General features: G+C 49.6%; 20 protein-coding genes and 3 pseudogenes. 9 read left to right on the top strand and 14 right to left on the bottom strand.

All coding sequences use genetic code 11. The annotated features are described in order from the left end of the window. The first annotated feature begins 8 nt into the window (after positions 1–8). The 6 genes from SD70_RS39670 to SD70_RS03525 all read left to right on the top strand — a co-directional run bounded on the left by SD70_RS39670 (position 9) and on the right by SD70_RS03525 (position 4,905). Entirely contained in the window at positions 9–518 is a 510-nt protein-coding gene (locus tag SD70_RS39670; protein WP_331436716.1) for an SIS domain-containing protein, read from the top strand. 29 nt (positions 519–547) lie between these two features. Beyond that, a complete protein-coding gene (locus SD70_RS39665; RefSeq protein ID WP_331436715.1) occupies positions 548–1,063 on the top strand; it encodes an SIS domain-containing protein in 516 nt (171 codons plus the stop codon). A 149-nt stretch (positions 1,064–1,212) separates the two neighbouring features. Continuing rightward, positions 1,213–2,022 carry a DeoR/GlpR family DNA-binding transcription regulator gene (locus SD70_RS03540; protein WP_041045719.1) on the top strand — a complete coding sequence of 270 codons (810 nt, stop codon included), beginning with the start codon at positions 1,213–1,215 and terminating at the stop codon, positions 2,020–2,022. A 2-nt stretch (positions 2,023–2,024) separates the two neighbouring features. Further along, positions 2,025–2,891, top strand: a complete 867-nt coding sequence (gene fba, locus SD70_RS03535; protein ID WP_041045717.1) for a class II fructose-1,6-bisphosphate aldolase — start codon at positions 2,025–2,027, stop codon at positions 2,889–2,891. A gap of 18 nt (positions 2,892–2,909) precedes the next feature. After that, a complete protein-coding gene (locus SD70_RS03530) occupies positions 2,910–3,848 on the top strand; it encodes a 1-phosphofructokinase family hexose kinase (protein ID WP_041045716.1) in 939 nt (312 codons plus the stop codon). 91 nt (positions 3,849–3,939) lie between these two features. Then, positions 3,940–4,905: an N-acetylglucosamine kinase gene (locus SD70_RS03525; protein ID WP_041045714.1), complete on the top strand. Its 966-nt coding sequence runs from the start codon at positions 3,940–3,942 to the stop codon at positions 4,903–4,905. A 216-nt stretch (positions 4,906–5,121) separates the two neighbouring features. Here the strand turns inward: SD70_RS03525 and SD70_RS03520 are convergent, their stop codons facing one another. Next, the gene (locus SD70_RS03520) at positions 5,122–5,433 is read right to left on the bottom strand and encodes a hypothetical protein (RefSeq protein WP_041045713.1); all 312 of its coding nucleotides are present in this window, start codon (positions 5,431–5,433) and stop codon (positions 5,122–5,124) included. A gap of 473 nt (positions 5,434–5,906) precedes the next feature. Here SD70_RS03520 and SD70_RS03515 point away from each other — a divergent pair. From SD70_RS03515 to SD70_RS03505, 3 genes and pseudogenes are all read left to right on the top strand, one after another. Beyond that, positions 5,907–6,454 (top strand): annotated as a pseudogene (locus SD70_RS03515) (TetR/AcrR family transcriptional regulator). Positions 6,455–6,628: 174 nt separating this feature from the next. After that, positions 6,629–7,393: a ParA family protein gene (locus SD70_RS03510; RefSeq protein WP_041045711.1), complete on the top strand. Its 765-nt coding sequence runs from the start codon at positions 6,629–6,631 to the stop codon at positions 7,391–7,393. Then, positions 7,380–7,625: a hypothetical protein gene (locus tag SD70_RS03505; RefSeq protein ID WP_041045709.1), complete on the top strand. Its 246-nt coding sequence runs from the start codon at positions 7,380–7,382 to the stop codon at positions 7,623–7,625. Before SD70_RS03510 ends, SD70_RS03505 begins: the two co-directional genes overlap by 14 nt. A gap of 129 nt (positions 7,626–7,754) precedes the next feature. On the opposite strand, the gene SD70_RS03500 is transcribed toward SD70_RS03505, so the two are convergent. From SD70_RS03500 to SD70_RS34505, 13 genes and pseudogenes are all read right to left on the bottom strand, one after another. Beyond that, positions 7,755–8,219 carry a hypothetical protein gene (locus SD70_RS03500; RefSeq protein WP_041045707.1) on the bottom strand — a complete coding sequence of 155 codons (465 nt, stop codon included), beginning with the start codon at positions 8,217–8,219 and terminating at the stop codon, positions 7,755–7,757. A gap of 130 nt (positions 8,220–8,349) precedes the next feature. Continuing rightward, on the bottom strand, positions 8,350–8,769 hold the full coding sequence (locus SD70_RS03495) for an SRPBCC family protein (RefSeq protein ID WP_041045705.1): 420 nt from the start codon (positions 8,767–8,769) through the stop codon (positions 8,350–8,352). Then, entirely contained in the window at positions 8,766–9,095 is a 330-nt protein-coding gene (locus tag SD70_RS03490; RefSeq protein ID WP_041045703.1) for an ArsR/SmtB family transcription factor, read from the bottom strand. The genes SD70_RS03495 and SD70_RS03490 overlap by 4 nt, the downstream gene beginning before the upstream one ends. Before the next feature lie 767 nt (positions 9,096–9,862). After that, positions 9,863–11,410: an MDR family MFS transporter gene (locus SD70_RS03485; protein WP_041045702.1), complete on the bottom strand. Its 1,548-nt coding sequence runs from the start codon at positions 11,408–11,410 to the stop codon at positions 9,863–9,865. Positions 11,411–11,729: 319 nt separating this feature from the next. Beyond that, complete coding sequence (locus SD70_RS32805) at positions 11,730–13,481, bottom strand: S-layer homology domain-containing protein (RefSeq protein WP_052487018.1); 1,752 nt, start codon at positions 13,479–13,481, stop codon at positions 11,730–11,732. A gap of 34 nt (positions 13,482–13,515) precedes the next feature. Further along, entirely contained in the window at positions 13,516–14,274 is a 759-nt protein-coding gene (locus tag SD70_RS32800; RefSeq protein ID WP_052487017.1) for a hypothetical protein, read from the bottom strand. A 112-nt stretch (positions 14,275–14,386) separates the two neighbouring features. Continuing rightward, positions 14,387–15,658, bottom strand: a complete 1,272-nt coding sequence (locus SD70_RS37550; protein WP_231571020.1) for a response regulator transcription factor — start codon at positions 15,656–15,658, stop codon at positions 14,387–14,389. A 330-nt stretch (positions 15,659–15,988) separates the two neighbouring features. Next, positions 15,989–16,423, bottom strand: a pseudogene (locus SD70_RS40200) (ATP-binding protein); the annotation flags it as partial. A gap of 520 nt (positions 16,424–16,943) precedes the next feature. Continuing rightward, positions 16,944–17,470: pseudogene (gene coaD / locus SD70_RS03465) on the bottom strand (pantetheine-phosphate adenylyltransferase). A gap of 372 nt (positions 17,471–17,842) precedes the next feature. Further along, a complete protein-coding gene (locus tag SD70_RS03460) occupies positions 17,843–18,733 on the bottom strand; it encodes a DMT family transporter (protein ID WP_041045700.1) in 891 nt (296 codons plus the stop codon). A gap of 54 nt (positions 18,734–18,787) precedes the next feature. Beyond that, positions 18,788–20,251, bottom strand: a complete 1,464-nt coding sequence (locus SD70_RS03455) for an MFS transporter (protein WP_041045698.1) — start codon at positions 20,249–20,251, stop codon at positions 18,788–18,790. Between the two features lie 18 nt (positions 20,252–20,269). Next, positions 20,270–20,713, bottom strand: coding sequence for a MerR family transcriptional regulator (locus SD70_RS03450; protein WP_041045696.1), 444 nt, complete (start codon positions 20,711–20,713; stop codon positions 20,270–20,272). Between the two features lie 950 nt (positions 20,714–21,663). Further along, entirely contained in the window at positions 21,664–24,165 is a 2,502-nt protein-coding gene (locus SD70_RS34505; protein ID WP_082053102.1) for an S-layer homology domain-containing protein, read from the bottom strand. Positions 24,166–24,285: the final 120 nt, after the last annotated feature.

Here is a 24,285-nt window from a genome sequence, read left to right as displayed (position 1 = left end):
TGAACGCGTTGAAAGAAGCAGGCCAATATACGTATAGCGAAATCTCGTCTCAGGCGGACGCTCTATCTGCGGCATGGCAGCAGCTGCAGCGGCAGCACGATTGGATATCCCGCTACTTGGCGAACCCCGATTACGACGAAATCGTTTTTATCGGCTCCGGCTCATCTTACTACCAGGCGTTGACGATGGCTTCCACCTGCAGGGCATGGCTCGGAAAAAGCGCTTCGGCGTACCCGTCCTCGGAGCTCCTTTTGTTCCCCAAGCAGACGGCTCCGTCGCACCGCCGGTATTTGGCGGTCGGCGTATCGCGCTCCGGCGAATCGACCGAGGTTGTGCTGGCGCTGGAAGCGGTAAAACCGCTGCCGAACTGGAGTGTCGCCGGCATTACCTGCTACGAGGACAGCGCGATGGCCAAATTGGCAGACTGCTTGCTCTCCCCTCTCGGCAAGGAAAACAGCACCGTCATGACCAAATCGCTCAGCAGCATGACGTTTATGATGCAGGCGCTATCGCCATAGCGGCAGGAAACGGTGCGCTGGAAGCCGAGTTGAACGCGGTGCTCGGCGAAGCCGGCGGCTCGGTCCAGGCGGCCGATTCCTTTGTCCGCAATTTGGTTCAAAACCAGACATTCACCAAATACATTTATTTGGGCATGGGCTCGTTTTACGGCTTGGCGCTGGAAGCGTGCCTGAAAATCAAAGAAATGTCCTGCGTATGGACCGAAGCGTTCGGGACGCTGGAATTCCGTCACGGTCCCAAATCGATCGTCGAGCCGGGCACGTTCGTCTGTCTGCTGCTTTCCGAGCAGGCGCGGGACTATGAGCTTAAGGTCGCCCGGGAAATGCAGGAGTACGGCGCATTCGTCATGCTGCTGACCGGCAGAAACGGCGAAGACACGGCATTTGCCGATAGCGTGTTCGAGGTGGGCGGCAGCCGCATTTCGGACGACGCGCGGGCCGTTCTTTATCTTCCGGCGCTGCAGTATATGGGCTATTACACGGCGCTGAAGCTCGGCTCCGATCCCGATTCCCCGCGCAATTTGACGCAGGTCGTCAAAATTTGACCGCACGTAAGAAAAGCTCCTGTTCGGAGCCCTCTCCACGATGAATGACCTTGCGTAAGAGGTAGCTTTTCATGCCGAATCAGGGAGCTACTCGAGGAAGTTTATACTTTCGGATTCGGTTAACAAGTTGAAGAACAGGATGATGGCCAATGTCCACAGATCGGATCAGCTTATCCAAAGGTGAGTTGCGGCGCGAAAACATCATGAGGCTGCTGAAGCTTCAAGGGAAAGTCACCATTCAAGAAATCACGGAAAAATTCGGCTGCTCGGAGCCTACGGCCCGGCGGGACCTCGATCTTCTGGAGAAGCAGGGCGGCATTATCCGCAGCTTTGGGGGAGCGCAGCTGGACGCTTCCCCTATCGCTTTTGAAGCTTCGTTTACCGACAAGCAGCAGCTTTTGCTGCTGGAAAAAGAGGCGATAGCGCGAACTGCGGCCGCGATGGTGCAGCAGGGCGATATCGTCGGCTTGACCGGGGGCTCGACCACCTTTTTGATAGCCCGCATGCTCAAGCAGCATCAGGGCATCACCGTCGTGACCAATGCGGTCAATATCGCCATGGAGCTGTCGGACTCAGAGGGCGTGCAAGTCGTTCTCACCGGCGGCGTCATGCGCCGCAAGAGCTTCGAGCTATGCGGCCCGCTGGCGGAGAAAGTGCTGGAAGGGCTGCATATCGGCAAAATGTTTATGGGCATCGACGGCTTCACCGTCGAAGCGGGCATGACCACGTTTTCCGAGCAGGAAGCGGTCATCGGCGCCTTGATGCTGAAGCGGGCCGCGACGTCTTACGCCGTATTCGACCATACCAAGGCAGGGAAAAATTCGTTGTTCAGCATCGCCCCATTGACGGCGTTGAAAGGCTGCATCACGGATCAAAAGCTTCCGGACGCCATGACGAAATATTTGAAGGCTCACCGCATTGAGCTGTTCGTGGCGGAAAAGGAACAGATGGAGGTTTGACCATGCCGTTAGTTTCATCTACCCCCCTTTTGCAGGCAGCCCGGCAAAACGGTTACGCTGTCGGCGCTTTTAACGTGCACACGCTGGAGATGCTGCAGGCCGTCGTCGAGTCAGCGGAGGAAACCGATTCGCCGCTCATCCTGCAATCGACCGTCGGCACCGTCAAGCATTTGGGCGCCGATTATTTGGCCGCCGCCGCCGCAACGGCGGCGAACCGCACTCGCGTGCCGATCGCCCTTCACCTCGATCACTGCACGGACTTCGACACGATCGTGCAATGCATCCGAGCCGGCTACACCTCGGTCATGATCGACGCCTCGATGCATCCTTTCGAGGAAAACGTCGCGCAAACGAAGCGGATCGTGGACATCGCCCGCGCCGCCGGTGTGAACGTCGAAGCCGAGCTCGGCAAGGTCGGTGGCGTCGAGGACGACATCGTCGTCGGCGAACACGAAGCGCTGCTGGCCGATCCGCAGGACTGCGTCCGTTTCGTGGAACTGACAGGGGTGCCGACGCTCGCTCCGGCCGTCGGCACCGCGCACGGCATTTACAAAGGCGATCCGAATATCGATTTCGAACGAATCCGGAGCATCGCCGCCGCCGTCTCCGTCCCTCTCGTGCTGCACGGCGGCTCGGGCATCCCCGAGGAGCAGGTCAAGCGCTGCGTGGCGCTCGGCATGTCCAAAATGAACATCGCCACGGAAATTCGCATCGTGTTTTCGAACGCGATCAAAGAAGTGTTCGCGACGAATCCGGACGAGAACGATCCCCGCAAATATATGATTCCGGCCAAAAAAGCGGTCAAAGCTGCCGCCATCGAGAAGATGCGCATGCTGGGCTGCATCGGCAAAGCCGCGGACTGCCGATGAGCCGGAGACGATGACCGTATGATTACAACCGTGACGCTTAATGCCGCTATCGACAAAACGTACTATTTGTCAAGCTTCCCGCTCGGCCAAGTGACGCGCGTGCGCCGCATGTTCGCCGAGCCGGGCGGAAAAGGCCTTAACGTGGCCCGGGTCATCCGCCTGCTCGGCTACCCTGTCCTGGCGACAGGGATCGTCGGCGGCCACAACGGCCGGTTTATCGAATCGGCGCTCTCCAGCCAGCAAATCGATCACGATTTTATCCGAATTGAGGACGAATCGCGGCTCTGCTTGAATTTCATCGACGAATCGTCCGGTACGTCGACGGAGGTGCTGGAGCAAGGTCCGGACGTGCCCGAAACCGCCTGGGCAAGCTTTAAGGAGCGGCTCGCCGGACTGGCAGGACGCTCCCGCATCGTCTGCTTTTCCGGCAGCTTGCCGAAGGGCGTGCCTAAGGACGGCTATGCTCAGCTCATACGTATCGTCAAGCAAGCGGGGGCGCTCGCTTTTTTGGACACGAGCGGGGAAGCGCTCATTCAAGGCACGGCGGCGCAGCCGGATTTCATCAAGCCTAACGAGGACGAGATCGGGACTTTGATGGAGAACATGGGGATACCGTCCGGCGCCCTGCAGCCCGGCGAAGCTCTGCAGCGGCTGCAAGCCGCAGCGAGGATACCGAACATTACGGTTTCGCTAGGTGCCCGAGGCTCCCTCACGTGCTTTGAGCAGACCTTGTTTCAGGTTAGCCCTCCCCCGCTTCAGGCGGTCAATACGGTCGGCTGCGGCGATTCGTATGTAGCCGGCATGGCGGTTTCCGCGCTGGAGGGGCTGCCGGTCGAGCGCTGCCTGCAGCAGGCAGCGGCGGTCGCGGCGGCCAACGCCCTTACCGACCGCGCGGGCTACGTGAACAAGGCCGATGTCGACGCGCTTCTGCCGCAAATTCGCGTAGAGCGGCTGTAGCGATTCTGCTGCAGCCGGTTGCTGTATTCCGGCACGATAACGATGGCTCGGTTATGAACGGAAGTTGATGACGGAGAGGGGCTTTATCTTTATGTTTTATCTCGGCGTCGACGGCGGCGGGTCAAAAACCGCTTTTTTATTGATCGATGAGGAAGGCAAACGCATTTCAAGCGTAACGCTCGGCTCCCTGGATTGGTTTCAAATCGGGCCGCAAGGTTTGGAGCAAACGCTTCGGCGCGGCATTGACGAGGTTTGCCGCCAAGCCGGCATCGCCGGGGCTGAGCTGGCGTTTGCCATGCTCGGCATTCCTTGTCTGGGCGACGAGCTCGTCGAGGAAGCACCCCTCGTCGAGGAAATCGCCGGCCGCCTTCTTCCGCCGGGACGCTTCCGTCTGGTCAACGACGTCGAAGTCGGCTGGGCGGGTTCGCTCGCCTGCCGTCCCGGCATCCATCTGGTGTCCGGCACGGGAGCGATCGGCTACGGAGTCGATGCGGCAGGCCGGACGGCTCGGGCCAGCGGATGGGGACACGAGCTCGGGGACGAAGGTTCGGCCCATTGGCTGGGCAAGCTGCTGCTGGCGACATTTACCCGGGAGGCGGACGGAAGAGAGCGGCGCAGCCTCATTTACGGCCTTGTGCGGAATCATTTCGGGCTCGAGGACGATTTTCAGCTGCTGAAAATGATGCAGCAATGGCAGTGGAACCGGGAAAAGATAGCCGGCCTTGCCCGGCTTCTGCATCAAGCGGCGGAAGCCGGAGAGCCGAAGGCGCTGCGCGCGTTCGAGCGGGCGGCCGGCGAGCTGTCCGCCATCATCAGGTCGATCGCGGATCAGCTGGGCTTCAGCCGGGAGACCGAAATTCCGGTTTCGTATTCGGGTGGCGTATTTCGTGCCGGCACTTACGTGCTCGAGCCGCTGCGGCGGCTGCTCAGAGACCGCCGGTATAAGCTCATGACGCCGATTCTCGAGCCTGTGGCCGGTGCCGCGTTATACGCCTACAAGCAGGTGCATCCCGAGGCTGATGACAGGTCGCTCGTTCAAGCGCTGACAATGCCTTAAGCGAGATCAGCGGGTAAAATCTCGGCTTTACAGAGGAGGCATTCCCCCCACCTAAAATTGCTTTTCTTAAGTCGAACTGGCAGCTAATTGATAGAGCCTATCTTTGACCATATTTAACAATGAAATGTTGCTTGCGTCGGATATAATTGTATCTTTTTGAATATAATCATATGCCAATTGAAGGTTCCCCATTTTCGCATAGATAAATGCGAGAATTTAAGCCGGAGAGGGGAATCTCATCTCGGAATAAGGGGACTCGGGATTTTCTAATTGACTGTTTGCAATTTCAATGATTTGATCAAGACTTGAAGCCTTATCGTAGAAGGCCTTTATATCGTTAATTTCCCCCTCAATAGCTTGAGTGATTGTCTTTTCGGAGATCCGGCTACAATGAGAAGCTACACCAACCCCGTCAATCATTTCTTCGCCCCGAAATGACCTCAAGTATCCATCCGGCCATTCGCCGATATGGATCATTGCTGTTTTTTCCGTTCGATTGTAGACGAGTTTATTCCCATTCGGCATCATTACCATTCGGTCCTTCAGGCTCAATCGTCGCTAACTAAAGGATAGTCTAAGCCGCTTGCTCGGAGTTCTTGGAGCAGATGGTCCCCCCATATCTGTACGTACCCATCCCGGATCGGCCGCATTAAAATCCTCCTCCAAGTAAAGAGGCACACCGGTTTAGGCGTGCCTTAATTCATTGATAGGATTAATCGTTATTCATTCCCCATCGTAGTACTGATGTCGATTACAAATCGATACCGGACATCTGAAGCTAGTTGTGGCAAGGGCGGCTTTTGCGAATTCGACGCCCATGATTCTTAGCACCATAAACTTAACACGAAGTTCATAAACAAAATAATTTGTTTATTCAACCCATGTCTATTATTATATGGGTAAGAAGCATTCATTCAATGGTTAAAAAAACGTAGTTTGTTGATATTTCAACATAGAAATCGAAAGTGTTAATTATCTAAGAAAGTATGGTGTAATTTACGATGGCAAAAGTGGATCGGAGAATTGTTAAAACTCAACAATCGATGAAAAAGGCTGTCATCGAGCTGATGACTGAAAAAAGCTTCGATGACATTACCATTCAGGATATTGCCGACCGGGCAAACATTAACCGCGGAACCATTTATCTTCATTATCAGGACAAATTTGATTTATTGGATAAACTCATTGAAACTCACATTAATGAATTAGGGGAATTGGGTGAATGGGCATGTAAGCTGGATTGGAGCAATGCGCTTGTACCTTTTTTTTGAATACTTTGAAAAAAACTATTTATTTTTTTTCGACTATGTTAGCGAGTAAAGGGGCCCCATCATTTAGAACTCGTTTTTTTGATTATATTGTGGAAGGATTCAAAGGGGAAATTGACAAAGAAAGCGGAAGAAATGCTGAATTAAGTGAAGATGTTATGTTGCAATATGCGGGGACCGCTTATGTAGGAGTAGTTGAATGGTGGATCAGGAATGGAATGCCTTATCCTCCCCGCGTTATGGCCAAACAAGTTGGGGCCTTGTTAGAGAGAACTCTATAATCGACCTGTCTCCCCCACTAACGTTATCCGTAATGATAGATCCCGATCTATATGAACTTAAGATGGTCAACGAAATTCCGCCTCGACTTGGCCGTGCATGACCCCCCTTAATGTAAAGCCATTGTAGAATTATATACAGGAATACAGATTTACAGAAATAAGGAGGTATGGGTTATGGGATCTATCATTTCAATCGGTAATCAAAAAGGCGGCGTCGGCAAAACGACAACCACGGCCATTACAGGTTATCTTCTCTCAAAGAAATACAAGGTTCTCTGCGTGGACTTCGATAGCCAAGGCAATTTGACACAGTTTCTTACTCAACGAGATATACACGATTACTCCAAAATGACCATTTTGGAGGCCTGCAAAAACAGGAATCCCACCCCTTACATCCGCAAGTTGACCTACAACCTCCACTTGATTCCTGCCGATGAAATGCTGGCAACATTGCCCATGCTTATCCATCAAAATCCTTCAAAGGGTTCAACCGTTTTGAAAGATACACTACATAAAGTAAAGGCTAGATATGACTACATCCTTATTGATTTACCTCCAAATCTTGGAGAACACACGATTAATGGTTTAGTTGCTTCTGACTATGCTATCGTCATGCTTCAATGCGAACCAATGTGTTATGACGCGCTGGATAAATACATCGCAACTATTTTTCACATCAAAGAAGTTAAAAAACTGGACCTTGTTATATGCGGCATACTGCCGACAATGATCGATTCCAGAACAGTCATTGATAAAACAATCATTGATAGGGTAAGGAGAGAGTACGAAGGAGTTGTGTTTCGAACGGAAATCAAGCGAAGAAATAGAATCAAGGAATTTTCTATTACAGGAATACAGGAATACAGCAATACAGATACAGCTGCACTAAGCAATTATAGAAATTTTGTCGAGGAGCTGGTGCAGCGTGTCCAAGCGTGAAACAATTGAGCAGCTATTAGGTACACGGAGAAGCAAAAAAATACAGGAAACTGTAAATACAAGTATACAGAAACCTGTAAATAAGAAAAAAGCAACTTTTGATTTCGATGATCAATTCCATACTGAGTTAAAGATATTCGCCGCGAAACACAATAAGAAGATGGTTGATATTGTGGTAGAAGCCGTAGATGAGTATATGAGAAGACATAAAAATATCCCCCCGGTCGAGTAGGCGTTGATCATTGAGAAGGCGGTAGACAAAATGCAAACAAAAGATTCGTGACTTGGACGGGTCGTGAATCTTTTGTTCGCACTATTTATTTTTTGTATGGTATCCCAACACCTTGCGCTGTCGCTTACATTAATAATCTCCTTTAATTACAAAAAACGAGCCCCGAATTGTTCCAGCTAGTTTAGACTTCTGCCTAGCAAACTTAAACTTCCCTTCTAACTCCTTCGGTACCTCCATCCCCTCGGAAAGCTTAAAACCAACAGCCCGATTCTTAGGGTCATCAACCGTATACATGACATTGAGCACGAGACCATCCTCATATATGACGTAGGCGATTTTGATATTTTCCACTTGAAAACGCGACGTTTCTAAAGGCTTGCTCGAAAACTCAATATCACGTTCTTCTTTCAAAATTCGGTTCACATAATCTAGGGTCTCCTGGCTTTCGCTGGCTGGTACAACCGTAAATTCATGCTTGTATTTGTTCATAAAGTAACGAGCTTCATTCGCACGCAAACCAGCAAGCGCTTCTGCTACAGGCGAAGACTCCAAACCAACCGTAGACACATTATTAAAATCAACGATATAGGACATTTCCATCTCTCCTTGTATCTCTTTATTTCCTAAACAACAGGAATCCGCATTTCATCAAAAACTAAGCCGTTTCGTTGCCCCTTCTGAACTCTGTGATAAATAGAAGAAGATGTTTTTGCACCGGCTGCGGTTACTGTTCCAACACCTTTTCAAGCTCGCCGCACCATTTCCCCCACCCATACTTAGCTCCACCCAGTGCTTGAGCGTTTGAGATTCCGGTTTGTTCGAGATGAAGGTTCACCTTCCCGTCCCCTAAATCCTGCAGTGTCCAGGTGACCGTGTGCTTCTCTCCGCTGGCCCAAGTATAAGACAACCGGTTTGGCTCCTCCACGATAAGCACTTCACCTTCGATAATCCCATTCCAATATTCGGTCGGTTGCGTGCGAAACTGAAAATGGTGTCCTACGACGGGCTTAAAATTATTTTCCATCCCTTCTCCGGTTTGGATATTGGCCACCCACTTGGCAAGCTTGCTTGAGTCGGTTAAGGCGGACCAAAGCTTCTCGATCGAAGTCATGAACTGAAAATCCATAGATAAGGTTAAACTCATTCTTCTTCCTCCTCTAAAAGTTGGCTCAAACGCAACATATTCGTACTCCAGAACTTGCTGTAGAAAGCCACCCAATCTTGAATTTCTCTGAGCGGAGAGGCGTTTAGTCTGTATCGCGTTTCTCTGCCGACTTTTCGATCAAGGACCAGCCCGGCCTCTTTGAGGATTGTCAAATGCTTGGATACCGCTGTGCGGCCCATTGGAAACTGTGCCGTTAACTCATGGAGCGGCAGCTCCTCTGCCTCTGCCAATAAGTGAATCAGTCGGCGTCTGGTCGGGTCTGCAATCGCGTCAAACACATCACGCAACTGGTTGTTTTCGCTCATAGTACCCCTCCCAAACTTTATCTTTCTGAAATAGAAATCTATTGTTGGTTTGAAGGGCCAATCTTTACCTTCCCTTTTCTTAAAAGTCTTCGGCTCCGATTATTTGACTCACTAATTTCCTCCTTATGTTTCTCAACTTTTCAACTGACTAACCGATATGGGACACCATTTGGTGTCCACTTGATTATATGACACCATTTAGTGTCGTGTCAACACCATTTTAAATACCCGGCAGGGCATGGGGCCTACCGTTAGTCTGATCCCAACGACCTTGTTGCACCACGGAATGTCGCCCTTCTTGGGGAGCATGCAGAGTAGATTAACCCTTATAAAATGTTGACACATATAGCTGACAGACAGCTTTCATTTCAGGAGGGCGTTGACCTTTCCTTTCACTGCGGCCATTTGTATCGATCTTCCAGCATCCCCCATATCTCTATCTCCTCCCTTAAGCCGAAAAAAATAAAGCGAGAAATCGGGTTTATCCTGATCGTCTCTCCTTTACAAAAGAACGAATAATTATCGACTTTTTTTCATTATCTTTGAGTCATGCCGCGCTGCTTGTAAGGCAACTTTGGCAGCTTCAATGATTCGTCACAAACATAAAAAGAGAAAATAGGAAGAAGGTACGAACGGTAGAAGGTGCGAAGGAACTAGGGTTGTAAAAAGACACACATCTTTTTGAATGGTATAGTTTCGGAATCGGAGAGGGTCGTCTATGACACTTGAAGCATTTCTTTGCCGCCGCCGCAGATACGAATAGGGATTCAGTATAAGCACACGTTACGATTTCGGTGCTTTTTCTGAGCACCGTCTTTTATCAATGTCGCCATTCGATCGTTACTCATGAGGCATGCTGCGGCAAGCGATAACAGGGCTGGAATCATTGCCCACAAGAAGGTATGGGTAATGGACGTAGACAATGCGCCGATCATTTTTTCAAGAAGCGGAGCAGGGATTGCAGCGCGTGTTTCAGGTGTTAGCATAGCGCGTTGATCCCAGAGGGTCCCACCGTGCGATCCGTGTCCAGCTTCCTCAATCGTATCGGTCAATTTATTCGTAAAGTCAGTCCTTTGAATGATTCCGAACACCGTAATGCCTATAGTCATGACCATTTGCCGCAGAAAAGCCATCGTCGATATAGCCGAAGCGCGTTGCCGTGAATCAAAGTGATGAATCGCCGCCATTTCCAAAACCGAAAAAGAAGCGCCTATACCCAGTCCGATCATGAGCATATACAGCGTTATCGTAAAGCCTGTCGTTTCCGGAGACAAAGTCCCCAGTAGCCCAATTCCCGTCACAAAAATGAAGAAGAACACGATGACGATGTTTCGATAGCTGGTTTTGCTTGCAGCATATCCCCCCAAACGTGCGGACACCGTACTGCCCAGCATCATCGGCAGCAGAACCATCCCTGTGTTTTTTGCTGAACCTCCCATTACTCCCTGAACAAAAATCGGAATATACACGGTAGCGACGATGAAACTGACGCCGGAAAACATCCCAACGAGATTGCTTGTGGCATAGAGTCGCTTATGGAACATCTCGAACGAGATGAACGGTGCCACCGCTTTCGTTTCCACGTATAGAAACACGCTCGATAGGATGGCAAACACGGCAAATAAACCAATGATGACGCTTGAATCCCAAGCGTATTCGCTGCCCCCCATTTCCAAAGCGAACATCAAGCATATGACAGCACCAACTAATGTACCCGCACCCGCCCAATCGATTTTTTGTCTGGAGTGCTTATGCAACTCGCGGTAGAAAAGTACAACCAACAACAAAGCCAAAAAACCAAGCGGCAGGTTGATGAAAAACACCCAATGCCATCCGATATAATCTGTAATATAAGCCCCTAGCAGTGGTCCAAAAATACTTGAAAGACTGAACGCCCCACCGAACAAACCGCTCATTTGCCCGCGTTTTTGTGGAGGGAACAGTTCGAACATAATCGTGAACGCGATCGGAATCAACGCCCCACCGCCGACCCCCTGAATGGCCCGGTATATGCTCAATTGAACGATGCTATGCGCCGTGCCACACAAAATTGAACCGATCAAAAACATGATTAAACCGAAAATAAAGAATCGTTTGCGCCCATACATATCAGATAGCTTGCCGAATATTGGCATGCCTGCCATCTCGGTGACCATATATGCCGAAGTGACCCATATGAACTTGTCGAGTCCCCCAAGATCGGAAACTATGGTGCCCATTGCGGTGGATAGAATCGTATTATCCATTGATGCCATCAGGATCACCATTAGTAACCCCGCAACAGTAAATTTCAAATGACCTCTTTTCGCTACCATCAACATTAAGCTCCTAATCAATAAAATAAAAAACGCCCTCATCCAATAGGGACGAGGAGCGCTCGGCTCGCGGTCAATGATTTTCTTTTTATTATATCTTATCGCTTCTTTTCATTCAACATCTACTTCACCCATTCGCCAAACAAACCGGGCGAAATCGCAAGCGGATATCGATCAGTCATTCGCTCTTTTTCCCAAGATGGAAAGCGATGATCTAATGCATCCACTTTATATTTTCCCACAGCGGCTGCTCCGCATAAATGCCGTGAAATGGGGGACCGCTTGGATCCCCTTGAAGGTTACCTCTTTGATTCGTTGCTTATTTCTTAACCGCCAACATTTTGATAATCGCGCTTGCGGCTTCCGCTCGGGTAGACAGTTGTCCTGGAGCGAACTTATCGTTCGGCTTGCCGCCGACGATGATGATCCCGTTAAGCTGAGCGGTGGCGACCGCCGGCCTTGCCCAGTCCGGGATGTCCGAGTCATCCGCGAATGTTGTCTTCGCCGCAGCATCCGGCGTTAGACTCGAAGCGCGCACCACCATCGCGATCATCTCTGCGTGCGTGATGTTCGCGTCTGGTCTGAATGTGCCGTCGCTGTAGCCGGTTATGATGCCGAGTTTGACCGCCTTGGCAATCGGAGCGGCGGCCCATTCCTCGATTTTGTCCTTATCATTGAATGCAAGAGCATCTACCGCTACATTCGTGCTTATCGCCTTCATCAGCATCACAGCAAATTCGGCTCGCGATATGTTCCGCTCCGGCTTAAACGTATGATCCGTATAACCGGATACGATACCGAGATCCACTGCAGTCATGATTTCAGCTTTGGCGGGATGATCGGCGATGTCCGTTAATTTATTCTCGTCCTCATGGATGTTGCCTGCAAGCTCTGCTGCAGGTTCGTTGACCGTTGCTATACATACCGCAACGAACCCGCCCTCGTCTGTTTTCACCGTAATCTTCGCCGTACCGGGCGTAACGCCGGTTACTTTCCCGTCATTGTCTACCTTGGCGACGGCGGGGTTGCTGCTCTCCCACGAAACTTTTTTGTTAGCGGCATTATCCGGTACGACCGTAGAGATGAGAGCCACTTGATCGCCCGGTTGAATTGAAAGCGACTTCGAGCCCAGCTTGACGCTCGTCACCGGAACCAGATCATTGTCGACACCGGGTATAACCTTGCCTTCCTTATTCAACTGATCCACGATATGTTGATACGTATTACTGTTGTTCAAGACAAGGTCTTTTCTGACGATCAAATCTTTCAGAGTCGGCTTGGTGATTGTATTGCTGAGATCAGGAAGCTTAGGCACGGACGTGGGATCGATTTTGAATTCCTTAGCAGGCGCTTTTGTCTTTACTAGCCTATATACATTCACCGGCTCATATTGAAATCCAGTACCCTGGAACATTCCTATATCGATCATCATATTCAATTTGTACATGTAGATGGTATCTTTGTCCTTATTCGTCGTCTTGTCCGTAAACGTAAGCGGACCGACAGTGCCCATCGTATTATCGACTGTGAATTGTTTATCTCCATCAGGCCCGGACCGTGTTATGACATATTGGGACTCCATATTGGAATTATCGTACCAATTCAAGGTGACCGTGCCGTCATCGTTCGCGATCGCTTCCAAGTCGGACGGATCCATCGGTTGATATACGGGCATCGAAGCTGAATACGAATTGTCTCTTGTTGACTCGCCGAGAATCGGATAAAAAGAAACATGAAGACCAACAGCTGCATTTGTAATCATAGAATCATAAGGAATTGTGAAACGAAGCGTACCATCTTTTAACAAGGAGTAAGGGGCTTGGAAAAGGCTAAATGTATACTTATTTATTACCGTGCTGAAGCTCAATTCTATCTTTTTTTTAGTCGTAAAATGAGCATCGTCCCGGAAGGACACCTTGTACTCCATACCTGCAATTAAATAATTTTTTCCCTTTGTATCTATGTTGAACTCAGTTAAATAGGCGGCTTTAGCCGCTCTCGCCGGCCACACTGCGCATACCGTAAGCAGGATGGCGACGGCAAGCGGAAGGAATTTGAACCGGATGGTCATGTAGACTCTCCTCTCGAGTCTGTAAGCCTATCGTTTATTTGCTACCCGAGCTGCTTCCGGCGGCTGGATCTCCATTATCAAAGAAGGATGTGTCTAAAATTCTCGCATAAATATACGGGTTCAGATTATGACTTTGCACATGGATTTTGATCTTCTCCAGACCTTCTACATTGAACACAAGCTGCTTCACCTTATCTTCAGGGCTCACCGTGTGCATGTCCAGAACGGTATCGGCTGTGTTCGAAGCCAGGTCGGAAGCGTTATAAAGCGAAACCTCCACTTCATGCTCCCCCGGACTTACGACCGCTGCATCCAGAACAAGACGTTTGTATTGACGGTTAGTAGTAAAGTAAATGTCCCCATACTGGTCGATTTTCATAATTTGCCCGTATTGCTTTCCGTTCACCAGCGTTTCTTTGGGGCTTTTGGTCGAAGTCACGTAGATATTGTCAATTTCCATCGGCATGGCGAATATCGGCGTTTTTGCCGCGAGTTTGTTGCCGATATAGATGATTTGATTGGCGCCGTCGAATTCAATTGGTATTTTGAGCGCTTCCGCCAAAGCCCGCACCGGCAAATAGTTGGAGCCGTTATAAAAAATTGGGCTGAGCGCTTCCCCGGTTGTGTCTTTAGGCTGCCATCTTTCCCCGTTCAATACGAAGGAAACGCCCCGGTTGAAAAATGCGTTAATGGGCTCCAGATTAGCGGCCGCATATGCGGACCCGAGAGAGCTGGATAGCATGCCGGCTGCAACCAGAATGATCGTGACCGGTTTCTTTTTTAAAATCTTCATTCCTCAATCACCGTCCTTAAATGAATTTTGATCACTCTAAGTGTACCTGCATGTGCGATCCGGCCAACATTATCCGAAAGTTGTAATTTAGTTGCAATCCAGCAGGATACTTTTAACGATCCCTGATCTGATTCATAAGCTCCACCCGGTTATTGACTTGAAACTTTCTGAAAATATGGAAGACGTGTTTCTTGACCGTCGCCTCGCTTAAGTAAAGCTCAGCGGCAATTTCCGAGTTGGTGCGGCCTTTGATCAGCAGTTCGATCACGTCTCTCTCGCGCTTGGACAAAAGATGCATCCGGTTTTCCCCGGCGTTTTTGTCTTGGGCGAGACCGAACGAAGCGATCATTTTGTTCAAATAGTCCAGTCGTTTTTTTCCTCTCGTATCGAGCACGAAATAGGGGGTCGGCTGCCGGTCGCCGTAATCGAAATGAACGACGTCCTTCGTCTTCTCGAATCCCAGGCTTTGAAAAATCACATGAAAAAAAGGGATCGTCGGGGAGGTGGTCACGATCAGACCGGCGGACAGCATGCAGGAAATGAAAGTGAGTCCTGCCGCTTGCCGCATGGAAAAATCGGCGTAGTCGATTACATCGATAGAAGCGATAAAATACCCGGCGGCGGATTCCCGCGGAGTCCTCAGTTCATTGAGCCCGAACTCGGACAGGCTGGCAAAATAGGACGAAAAAGGCGGGTTGGACAGCAAAAAGTCCAATGTCCCTTCATGGATCGGAACGATCTCCGCCATGCCGCATACCTTGCCTTGTTCATCGCGAATCAGTTTGACGCTGTTCGGATCCAACTCGAACAAGGTGGGCATATGAAAATGCCGGAGCCAAAGAAGACTATCCGCCCCCGCAATGAAATATTCGAATCGTTCGTTCGTCTCCGGGTCCGAATGCCGAATCCACATATCTTGAGAGGATAGGATGCGGCCTTCGATATAACGTTCGGCTTCGGTCCAGTTCGAAGGATGAAGCGGCTCTAACGTATAGGTAACGGATTGTTGGTAAAACAACGTGCGAATGAAACGGTCTCCGATATAATACACCCATTCCGCGCTTTCCCATGAGACCGACTTCTTTTGGGCCTTTTTTTTAATTTGGAGATAGTAATACAGCACACATCGTTTCCAAAGCTTGTCGTAGTATTCCGGCGCGCGCAGGCGCAGTTCATGGCCGATCGTATCCCGAAGCAAATCGTGCAGCAACCAGCCGCGGTCAACCCTGCGGATAAAAGAATACCCGGTCAGCTGCAAAAATTGTTCGGTTGTCACTTCCTTTTCTAAGATAAAGCCTAACGTTTCCAAGTTAAAATGGCGCAAAACCGCCGCAGCCTCAACTAATTCGCGAATATCGCGATCCGGAACCTCTTTCAGCCACATGCTTACTACATATGGAAAAATCTCTTGATCTTTCTGAATCGGGGATTTCAGCTGTGTTTGAGCCAGCGAAGTAGAAGCGAACAGTGATAAGGTGAGGGGATGGCCTAACGTTTTGGACCAAATATGCCTAATTAATTCTTCTTGAACTATACCTGCACGTTCCAAATATTGTTTGACAGCATCAAAAGGCAAATCCGCGAGCTGCAAACGGCAAATCATCTGCTGCCAACCCGGCGAGGAAAGCCATGCCCCCTGCAGAGGCTGTCTCCCTGAAATAATCGTTAGAGAACTCGGACTTAAATGAGGTAGGAACTCGTCCCTCACCCAAGTCTCCATTTCTCCGAATTCTTCGAAGGTGTCCAGGGCGAGGATCATTTTTCCCTGTGCCGCAGCTTTCCTCATCTCGTATGAGCATATTTCTGTCAGAAAGCGGATGTCCGTGTGCGTTTCGTCTGCTTTGGGGATCGGATAACGAAGCAACCGCAACAAGTAGGTGCAAAACTCGGAGGGGATCCGAGGAAACGCTCGGCTGTCAATATACAAAAACCAGACATGAGCCTTCTCGGATAGCCGGCGATATTCATCGAGCAAGTAGCTCTTCCCGACACCCCCCGTACCATAAAGATTCAGAATTCGCATTTCCGGGGCATTGCCCGCTAACCATTCACAAAATAACCGGACTTCCCGATCCCGCCCCACGAGATAATGATGCTTTATTTGGTCAATCTCGCCTGCTATGTTTTGAGATGGACCCTCTTTTGACATGCCCAAGTCACCCCCACTGCCAAAAATCTCCGCGAAATTTCATTTTCGTAATTCTATAACAGCCACATGTAACAGGTTCATTGTCATTATCATAACCCTGATTCGCGAACGGCAGTTACTTGAATATGCGCCGGCTTAAGGGTTTATGATCGGGGGTTCTTTGCATTTTTCGGGACGATTTATTGTAGGGGAATTTTTATGGGCGCTATTACAGGTGTTTGCGTTCTTGTTCGGCTCGAAAAGCATCAGTCTGATCATCGTTTCCCGGATGTTCGGTCGATTCATTCATATCATTTCGTAATTCCGGTTTCTGCGAATTTTCGTTTTCCGTCAATGTAAGCTCGCTCGGTTTGATCTAGCCATAGGTTTGGAAAAAATAAAACGCATGTTATTAGTTAGCTCCCCTGGACATATGCGTAGATGCCTTCTCATGTTAAAAACATTTATGCCACAATGGTATCAATATGTATGGTGTCCAGATGGTCGAGTTATAGGGCAAGCGAACAATTGGTGGAAAGTCTCAATGAACATTGATGAGAAGATCCCCTCCAAATCCCCAATCGATTTGAAAGTGATTATTTACACGCCTTTCACAGCGACAAGGGTAAAACTGAACGTTGCCTCCATATTTGGCGATTTCCTTCACAAGACTGGAGCTAAAATAGGAAAATTCCGGTATGGAGGGCATTAAGAGAGTTTCAATACCAGTCTGGATTTTCCGGTTGGTCGTGGCGATTTGCAGTTCGTATTCAAAGTCTGTCACTGCGCGGAGCCTCTTACGATGATCGGGATGCCGTTCTTGCTCATATAGTGAATCAGCAGTCCTTGAAAATAATCGATCTGCACATTAAGCAAATCTTCCGTTACTCGCCGAAGCATGTCCGTTCTTTCCTCCGCGGTGAAGAAAGGCTTTTTGCTGCTGTTGTTAAGAACGGCTACCACCAGCTTATCAAACAGCTTCGCTGCCCGCCTGATAATGTCCAAGTGACCGTAAGTCACCGGATCGAAGCTCCCCGGATAAACCGCGATATTTCTATTTTTTTCCATGTGGGCTAACCTCTTTATTTTTGTAGAGCTTTTCCTCTGATGCAACTTCATTATAAAAAAAACAACTTATCATCAATACGTCCACTATGTACTAAAATTAAGCCGAAAATTCATTCATTAATTACAAATGAATACTGAAAAAAGAACCCGCACCATCACGGTACGGGCCTAGCGACATTTATTCATTTGAACGCATTCGGCAATCCAAATCCTGAACACATTTCTCGCATTTCTGCAAACTTGTGGGGAGTTACACGGTAACCCCCGACAAAGCAACTTCTTCATCTTTCGAAGAAGTCCGCCCTGCCGTCACAGCCCCCCCATCATCGTACTCCCTCCTTGGCTGACACGACGACGCTCGCGCCGTCGCATTCAGACCATCTCCGCACCCGGGCTTCTCGATTCTTGAGAGGGTCGACGCTTTATGTTGGAAATCGCGACGCCAGCCAAAATCAGAATCCCTCCGGCAACTTGCGCAGCTCGAATCGGATCGCCCAAAACGAAGAAGCTGACGATGATGGCGACGAACGGCGGAATGTTCATAAACATCGAGCTCGTGGACGGGCCGACGACGGCGATGCCTTGGTTCCACCAAAATCCCGCCAAGCCTTGGCCGATGACGGCCACGCTGACAAGCAGCACCCAAGTCAGCACCTCGTGGCTCCAATGAAAATGCCCCTGGAAAGCTTCAAAGGCTACGGCCGGAGACATCAAGATCGTCCCGATCACTGTCGAATAGATCGTTACCTCATAAGAGGTCATGCCGGTCGTCAGCTTGCGAATGAACAGCAGGCTGATCGACATACCCAGCATCGCTAACAGCAAATAAATATCTCCCTTGGATATGCCGAACGTTTTCCCTCCATACAGCACGATGCATACGCCCCCAAGCAGAGCGATGAAGGCGCCCGACAATTTCAGCCACGTGATTTCCTCTTTTAGAAACATGCGCGATAATAGCGTCGTGGCGATCGGGGACAGCGCAACGATCAGCGCAGCGTTTCCCGCAGTCGAATACTGCAGCCCGGTGAAATAGAACAGTTGATTGAACAGCGTGCCGAATATTCCAGCGAACAGCAGCAGTCCCCACTCCCGGTAAGTCGGGCGTCTGAGCGATTTGTTGACGGCTGCTACGGATATTAGGAAGAGCGACATGACAACCAATCGGGCAAATGATAAAAGAATCGGCGAAAAATCCCGAAGCATGTAGGCGCTGGCTACATAATTTCCTCCCCACAGCAGCGAAACTCCCCAAAGCTCCATAGAACAGTACGGTCGGGCATCTCTCTTATTCTCCTTGAGTTCCGTATAAAAATTTTATCTGTGGTGAACCGGTGCCCCCGCCACTTTGGGACGCCTGTTCGACCGCAAGTAGGACATCACGGTGGCCAGCGCCATCAGTGCAGCCATAAACCAGAACACCGCATGCAGTCCGGAGATAAATCCGCGCAGAGCCGATACATCCCCGTTCATTCCCACCTGCGTCCCCGAGAAAATCGCCAGCATCGCTTCATGCGGGATGCTGTGCGTAACGATCGGCATCGAGAAGGCGATGCTGAGCATCATACCCATATTGGTCGTCAGCGAGCGTATCCCGGATGCTTCACCGCGGTATTTGGGTCCGGCCGCGTTCATGATGCTGCTCGAGTTCGGCGAATTAAACAGACCGGAACCGATGCTGATGATGGTCATGTAGATCGCCAGATGCCAGAACGGTGTCGAGAGCCCCGTATCCAGAGCTAGACCGGCCATGCCGAAAATGTTCAAAAACAAGCCGACAGTCGCCGGCATCGTTTCCCCATATTTGTCGCCAAGAATGCCCGCGAGCGGCGAAACGACCAGCATCCCCGCGGCGAGCGGAATCGTCATAATGCCGGCTGCGAGGGCATCCTTCTCCAGCGCTCCCTGGAAATAAAAAATCAGCATGAACATGACAGCCATCCGGGCGATCGCGTTCAGCGTCGCCGAGACGATCCCGAAGGAGAAGATCCGATTCGTGAAGAGCGGCAGATGCAGCAGAGCGTTCGGATGCCGCTTCTCGCAGCGCAGGAACACCGGGAACGTGATCAGGAATAAGACCCCGGAAAGCCCGACAACCGGCGAAGTCCAGCTCTGAATCGGCCCCCAGGTAAGGGCAATTAGCAGAGCGGTGACGGATACGACGTAGGTAACGATTCCGCCGCGGTCCAATCCTCCTTCCTTTCGCGCAGCAATTTTATCGTCGTTGACCCCCATAGCCCCGAGACCCCATACCACACCGATGATCCCGAACGGCACGTTGAACCAGAACGTCCACTCCCAGCCGTAAGCGGTCGTCAGCCATCCTCCCAGAACCGGGCCGATGATCTGCCCCACCGCCACGACCATAATATTAATTCCAAGCGCGCGGCCGAGCTCTTCCTTCGGGAACGCGTCGGCGACGATCGCTGTGCTATTGGCCATGACCATCGCGCCTCCAATGCCTTGCAAGATCCGGAACAGGATCAAAAGCGTCGCATTGCCGGTAAATCCGGCTGCGAAGGAAATGACGGTGAACAGGAGCATACCGGCGATATAGAGCCGTTTGCGTCCGAATCGGTCGGCCAGCGAGCCGGCCATAAGTACCATGACAGTTTGGGAGACCATGTAAGACAGCATCACCCACATCGCCTGCAGCAACGAAGCGTGCAGTCCTTTCAACAGATCCGGCAGTGCGATGATCAGCGTGCTGAAATTGAGCGCCGCGAGCAAGGAGCCCAAGCTCGTCACGGATAAAATCCACCATTTTCTCGAATTGTTCATCGGCTTCTCTCCCTCTCTTTACCTATCTGGCAATGATCGATGCTTTAAACGGTTCGCTCGATCGAGCCGCTCGCCGAAGCTTTGCCGCATCGCCTGCAGCTTCGCCATTTTCTCATCTATATGAATGATGATCGACTGCAGCCGCTCTATCGCTTGGTCGAGCAGAAGGTCGCGTTCTTCCTCCGTGTGAGGCTCCTTGTAGTAGGAAGCTTTGATGTGCTCGAGCTCTTCCTCCGCCTGCAAAATATCGCGAATCTCCTGCAGCGATGCCCCGAGCACCCGCTTCAACTTCAAAATGTGCTCGATACGCTCAAGCATGATCTCATCATAAATCCGGTGCCTGCCATCCGTTCGCATTACGGCCGGGAGTAAACCGATCTCCTCATAGTAATGGAGCGTTCTCGCCGTAATTCCGAGCCGTTCCGTAACATCTTCCATCGTATATTTGGGCGATGCCGTCATTCTTCAGTTCCCCTCCTTTCCGGACAAATTCGATACACGCTATTCTAAACATACCAGATTATACAACTTACGTTAACGTTAGTTTTGTAAAATTTTCTGAAACTGCAAAAAACTTCGTTGAAATTAGGAACGAACAAAGATGTCAGGACCTTGATCAGACATTGTATTTATCCATGGCTGAACGCAACTATAAGGAGGCGGCGCCTGTAGGCAAACCCCGTGCTGCTGAAGAAAAAAGTGTGATATTCCAGAATTAATTAGAAAACGGAGCCCGCAAACCCGCGTGGCTCCGTTTCCCTTGTTCCGTAATTCATTAGAATTTGAAGACCACCAAGGCGGAAAAGTCGATTTGTTTCAGAAATCGTTAGAAATAATATTTTAGCCTTATTGCATAAATATACATGCATTTTACTCATTCAATTTCCATCATTCTTAAGGGCTGAAATTGCGTTCTGAATAATGTTTTCGCGAATTTTCTCTGGCAAATTTATGTTTCCATGCATAAGTGTAAAAAGAAAATAACGTATTTTCTTAGTGCTTAGGTTAAGATACAGCAATATTTCTAATGTCTTCCTCATGGAAAGCAAAATCAAGAGCGTCCTTATAAATTTTATATCAGCATTCTTAATAGGGGTTAATTTTTGGAATTGATAATGGTTTGTACTTGTTCTCATTATTTTCTCAACCTAAAATACGACATTAAATGTTATAATTCTCCACTAAGCCACATGCTCCTTCTCTGAAGTCAGACTTTAAATTGTCAACGCCTACCAAGATCGAGATGTGTATAATAAGTGAAGAAGCCAATCTTTCATAACACTCACACCAATCCGGTGCCGGAATGTGCCTTTTCGATCTTGATCTGCCCGTTGTCCAAACCGCCTGCACCTTTTATTCAGAAACAAGGCTGCCTAGAGTTTGACTTCAAGGCAGCCTTGTAAGAGGTTCATTTACTTGCCCTTGTACGCCAGCATTTTCAGCAGCACTGTAACCGCCTCAGCTCTTGTCGTTTTATCGACCGGAGCAAATTGGTCGGCGCCTTTGCCTTCGATAATACCCAGCTTTTTCATAGCCGCCACTGCGCCTTTCGCCCACACCGGAATGTCCTTGTCGTCCGCGAAGCCCGTTGTCGCAGCCGATCCGCTAGACTGCCCCAAGGCGCTTGCGATCATAACAGCCATCTCGGGGCGGGTTATTTCGGCATCCGGACGGAAGGAGCCGTCCTCATAGCCGCTAATAATACCTGCATACACCGCTTGTGCGACCGATTTCTGCGCCCAGGTACCGATCTTCGCCTTATCGGTGAACGTCAGTGCCGCGCCATCTCCTTGTGGTTTGAGCACATTCATCAGTATGACTGCAAATTCCGCGCGGGTTACGGTACGATCCGGTTTGAACGTGCCGTCCGGGTAGCCATTGACGATGCCGGCGTCTACAGCTTGCTTGATATTCGCCTCCGCCCAGTGTCCGGAAATATCGCTGAAGCTGATCGTCTGCTTCGTGTTTACCGACGAGTCTACCCCTTGGCCTACACCGAATACCGCATACTTCGTAAAGTGGTTAACCTTTACGGTAATGGTATTGTCGTTCACCAAGCCGCCGACTTCCACCCAGGTCTGCTTCGTTTCATCATAGTAGAATACGGAAGGCTTTTGATTGCCCTTCAAGCTGTTCGGATCGAAAGCAAAGGTCAGCGTGATGTCCTTGCTGAAGTTTTCCGAGAAGTTTTTCAGGATTTCGAATACCGGGCTGGCCAGAACGTCTTTACTTGTGATTAGCTTTTGCGTGTCCGTCACTTTGGTTATCGTTAATTGCAGATCTTTGTTGGTAGCATCGGCAGGAATATCGATCTTGACCGCATCGCCCAAGCTAACCTCGCCTGATTTACCGACAGGAAGTGTCAGTGTGCCGTCTGTCGAGGTAACTGTAACTGTATTGCTTGAGGACGTTGACGGTGCACCGCCGCCGCTAGAATGATAGTTTGTATAGTTCCATTTCGCATACAGCGTCACATTCGCCGTGCCCATCGTGAATGAAGTGCCGGGGGCATAGCTCGTTCCGCTTCCGTCTGTCGCCGTATTCCAGCCAGCGAACGTGTAGCCCGTCTTCACCAGATTTCCCGTGTTGCCGTATACCGACACCGTGACTCCCGGCGCATAAGTGCCGCTGTCGGTCGGCACGCTGCCGGACGTAGCACCGTTGCCATTATAGGTTACGGTGTAGGTAGGTGCTGGTGTCGGCGTGGTTACCGGTGCAGCAGTTACATTCACGTTTGCCGTAGCCGTTTGACCTTGGTAGATAGCCCTAATGACGGTAGTACCGGCAGCAATACCATTTACAACACCGGTCGTGGAATTCACCGTAGCAATATTGCCATTCCCGGAGACATATGTTACCCCGCTGGTCAACGTTGGAGTCGTACCGTCAGAGTAGGTTCCATATACAACCGTGCTCACTGTCGATCCCGCTTGTACGCTGATTGGCTGGTTGAAGCCGATCCCTGTCAGTGTCGGAGCCGCCGGGGCCTGTAGAGCCTTCACAAGTAACTTGAAAGGTTTGGATAGAAATAGGTTGTTGCTATACACGGTTGCCGTCACAGTCACATTAGCGTCCCCACTGCCGACACTTGGAGGGTGCACAATCCCTGTAGAAGAAACAACCGCCGGATTGCTGCTTAGCCATGAAATGCTAGTGCCATTTGCTCCGGAAGTCGGCAACGTCATATTCTGCGTAACGTTATTCGCTGAATCGCCGGAAGCATATCCGATCGCTAATGATTGAATTACCGGACTAATATTCGAGTCATATATTAATTTCGAACCTGAATATAAAGAAATAGGTTTTGACGAGATATTATTAATGTCGGACTGAATCACAAATGTAACAATTCCGTTGACCGTATACCAGGAGAAACCTTCGTTTACAGTGTTATTATTCCCGTCATTGGGATCTGCGTTGTAAAAAGTTACGCTTGAATCAGTAGAATGGGCGAACACTTCCGTACGATCATCCACAAGGTGACCATTGGCGCCATAAACGGCAAATGTCACATCTACAAAACCTTGATGATCGGGATCAATCGTTGGTTGACTAACTTGAATGACATGATCTACAGGAGACCCAGGTTTTGTTGTTTGGTTCAGAGTTACAGCAGAATTATTCGGATTCGCATACTGACTATTGGGAACCCAGCTTACTGTGCCGTCGCTCACATAGAAACCTACAATTGTTTTATCCCTGTAAGTATTGATTGTTACTGACGTCTGCCCGGATTGAATACTTTGTGTTGAAACATCTCCATCTGAATATCTTACATATACTTGCTCCGGGCCATTTAACGTATTACCAAAGTTAAATGTCATTGAGGCAATGTTTGTTAACACACATCCACCTAACAAGAGCAAAAGCAGAACCGAGACTATAACGAAACAGTATGCTGAAAAGCGCTTCATGTGATATCTTCCTTTTTCTTCCAGTATTTTTAGATCGTTTAAACATGTTTCGACAAAAAACAAAAATCTCTCTATTTGGGTGAACCCAACCCCTCCAAGCAAAGCAACTTTTTCTTTACT

The organism is Gordoniibacillus kamchatkensis, assembly GCF_000829455.1.
In the GTDB taxonomy this organism is placed as follows: Bacteria; Bacillota; Bacilli; order Paenibacillales; family NBRC-103111; genus Gordoniibacillus; species Gordoniibacillus kamchatkensis.
The sequence above is the reverse complement of the archived record's forward strand: the minus strand, read 5'-3'. Positions and strand labels throughout refer to the sequence as shown.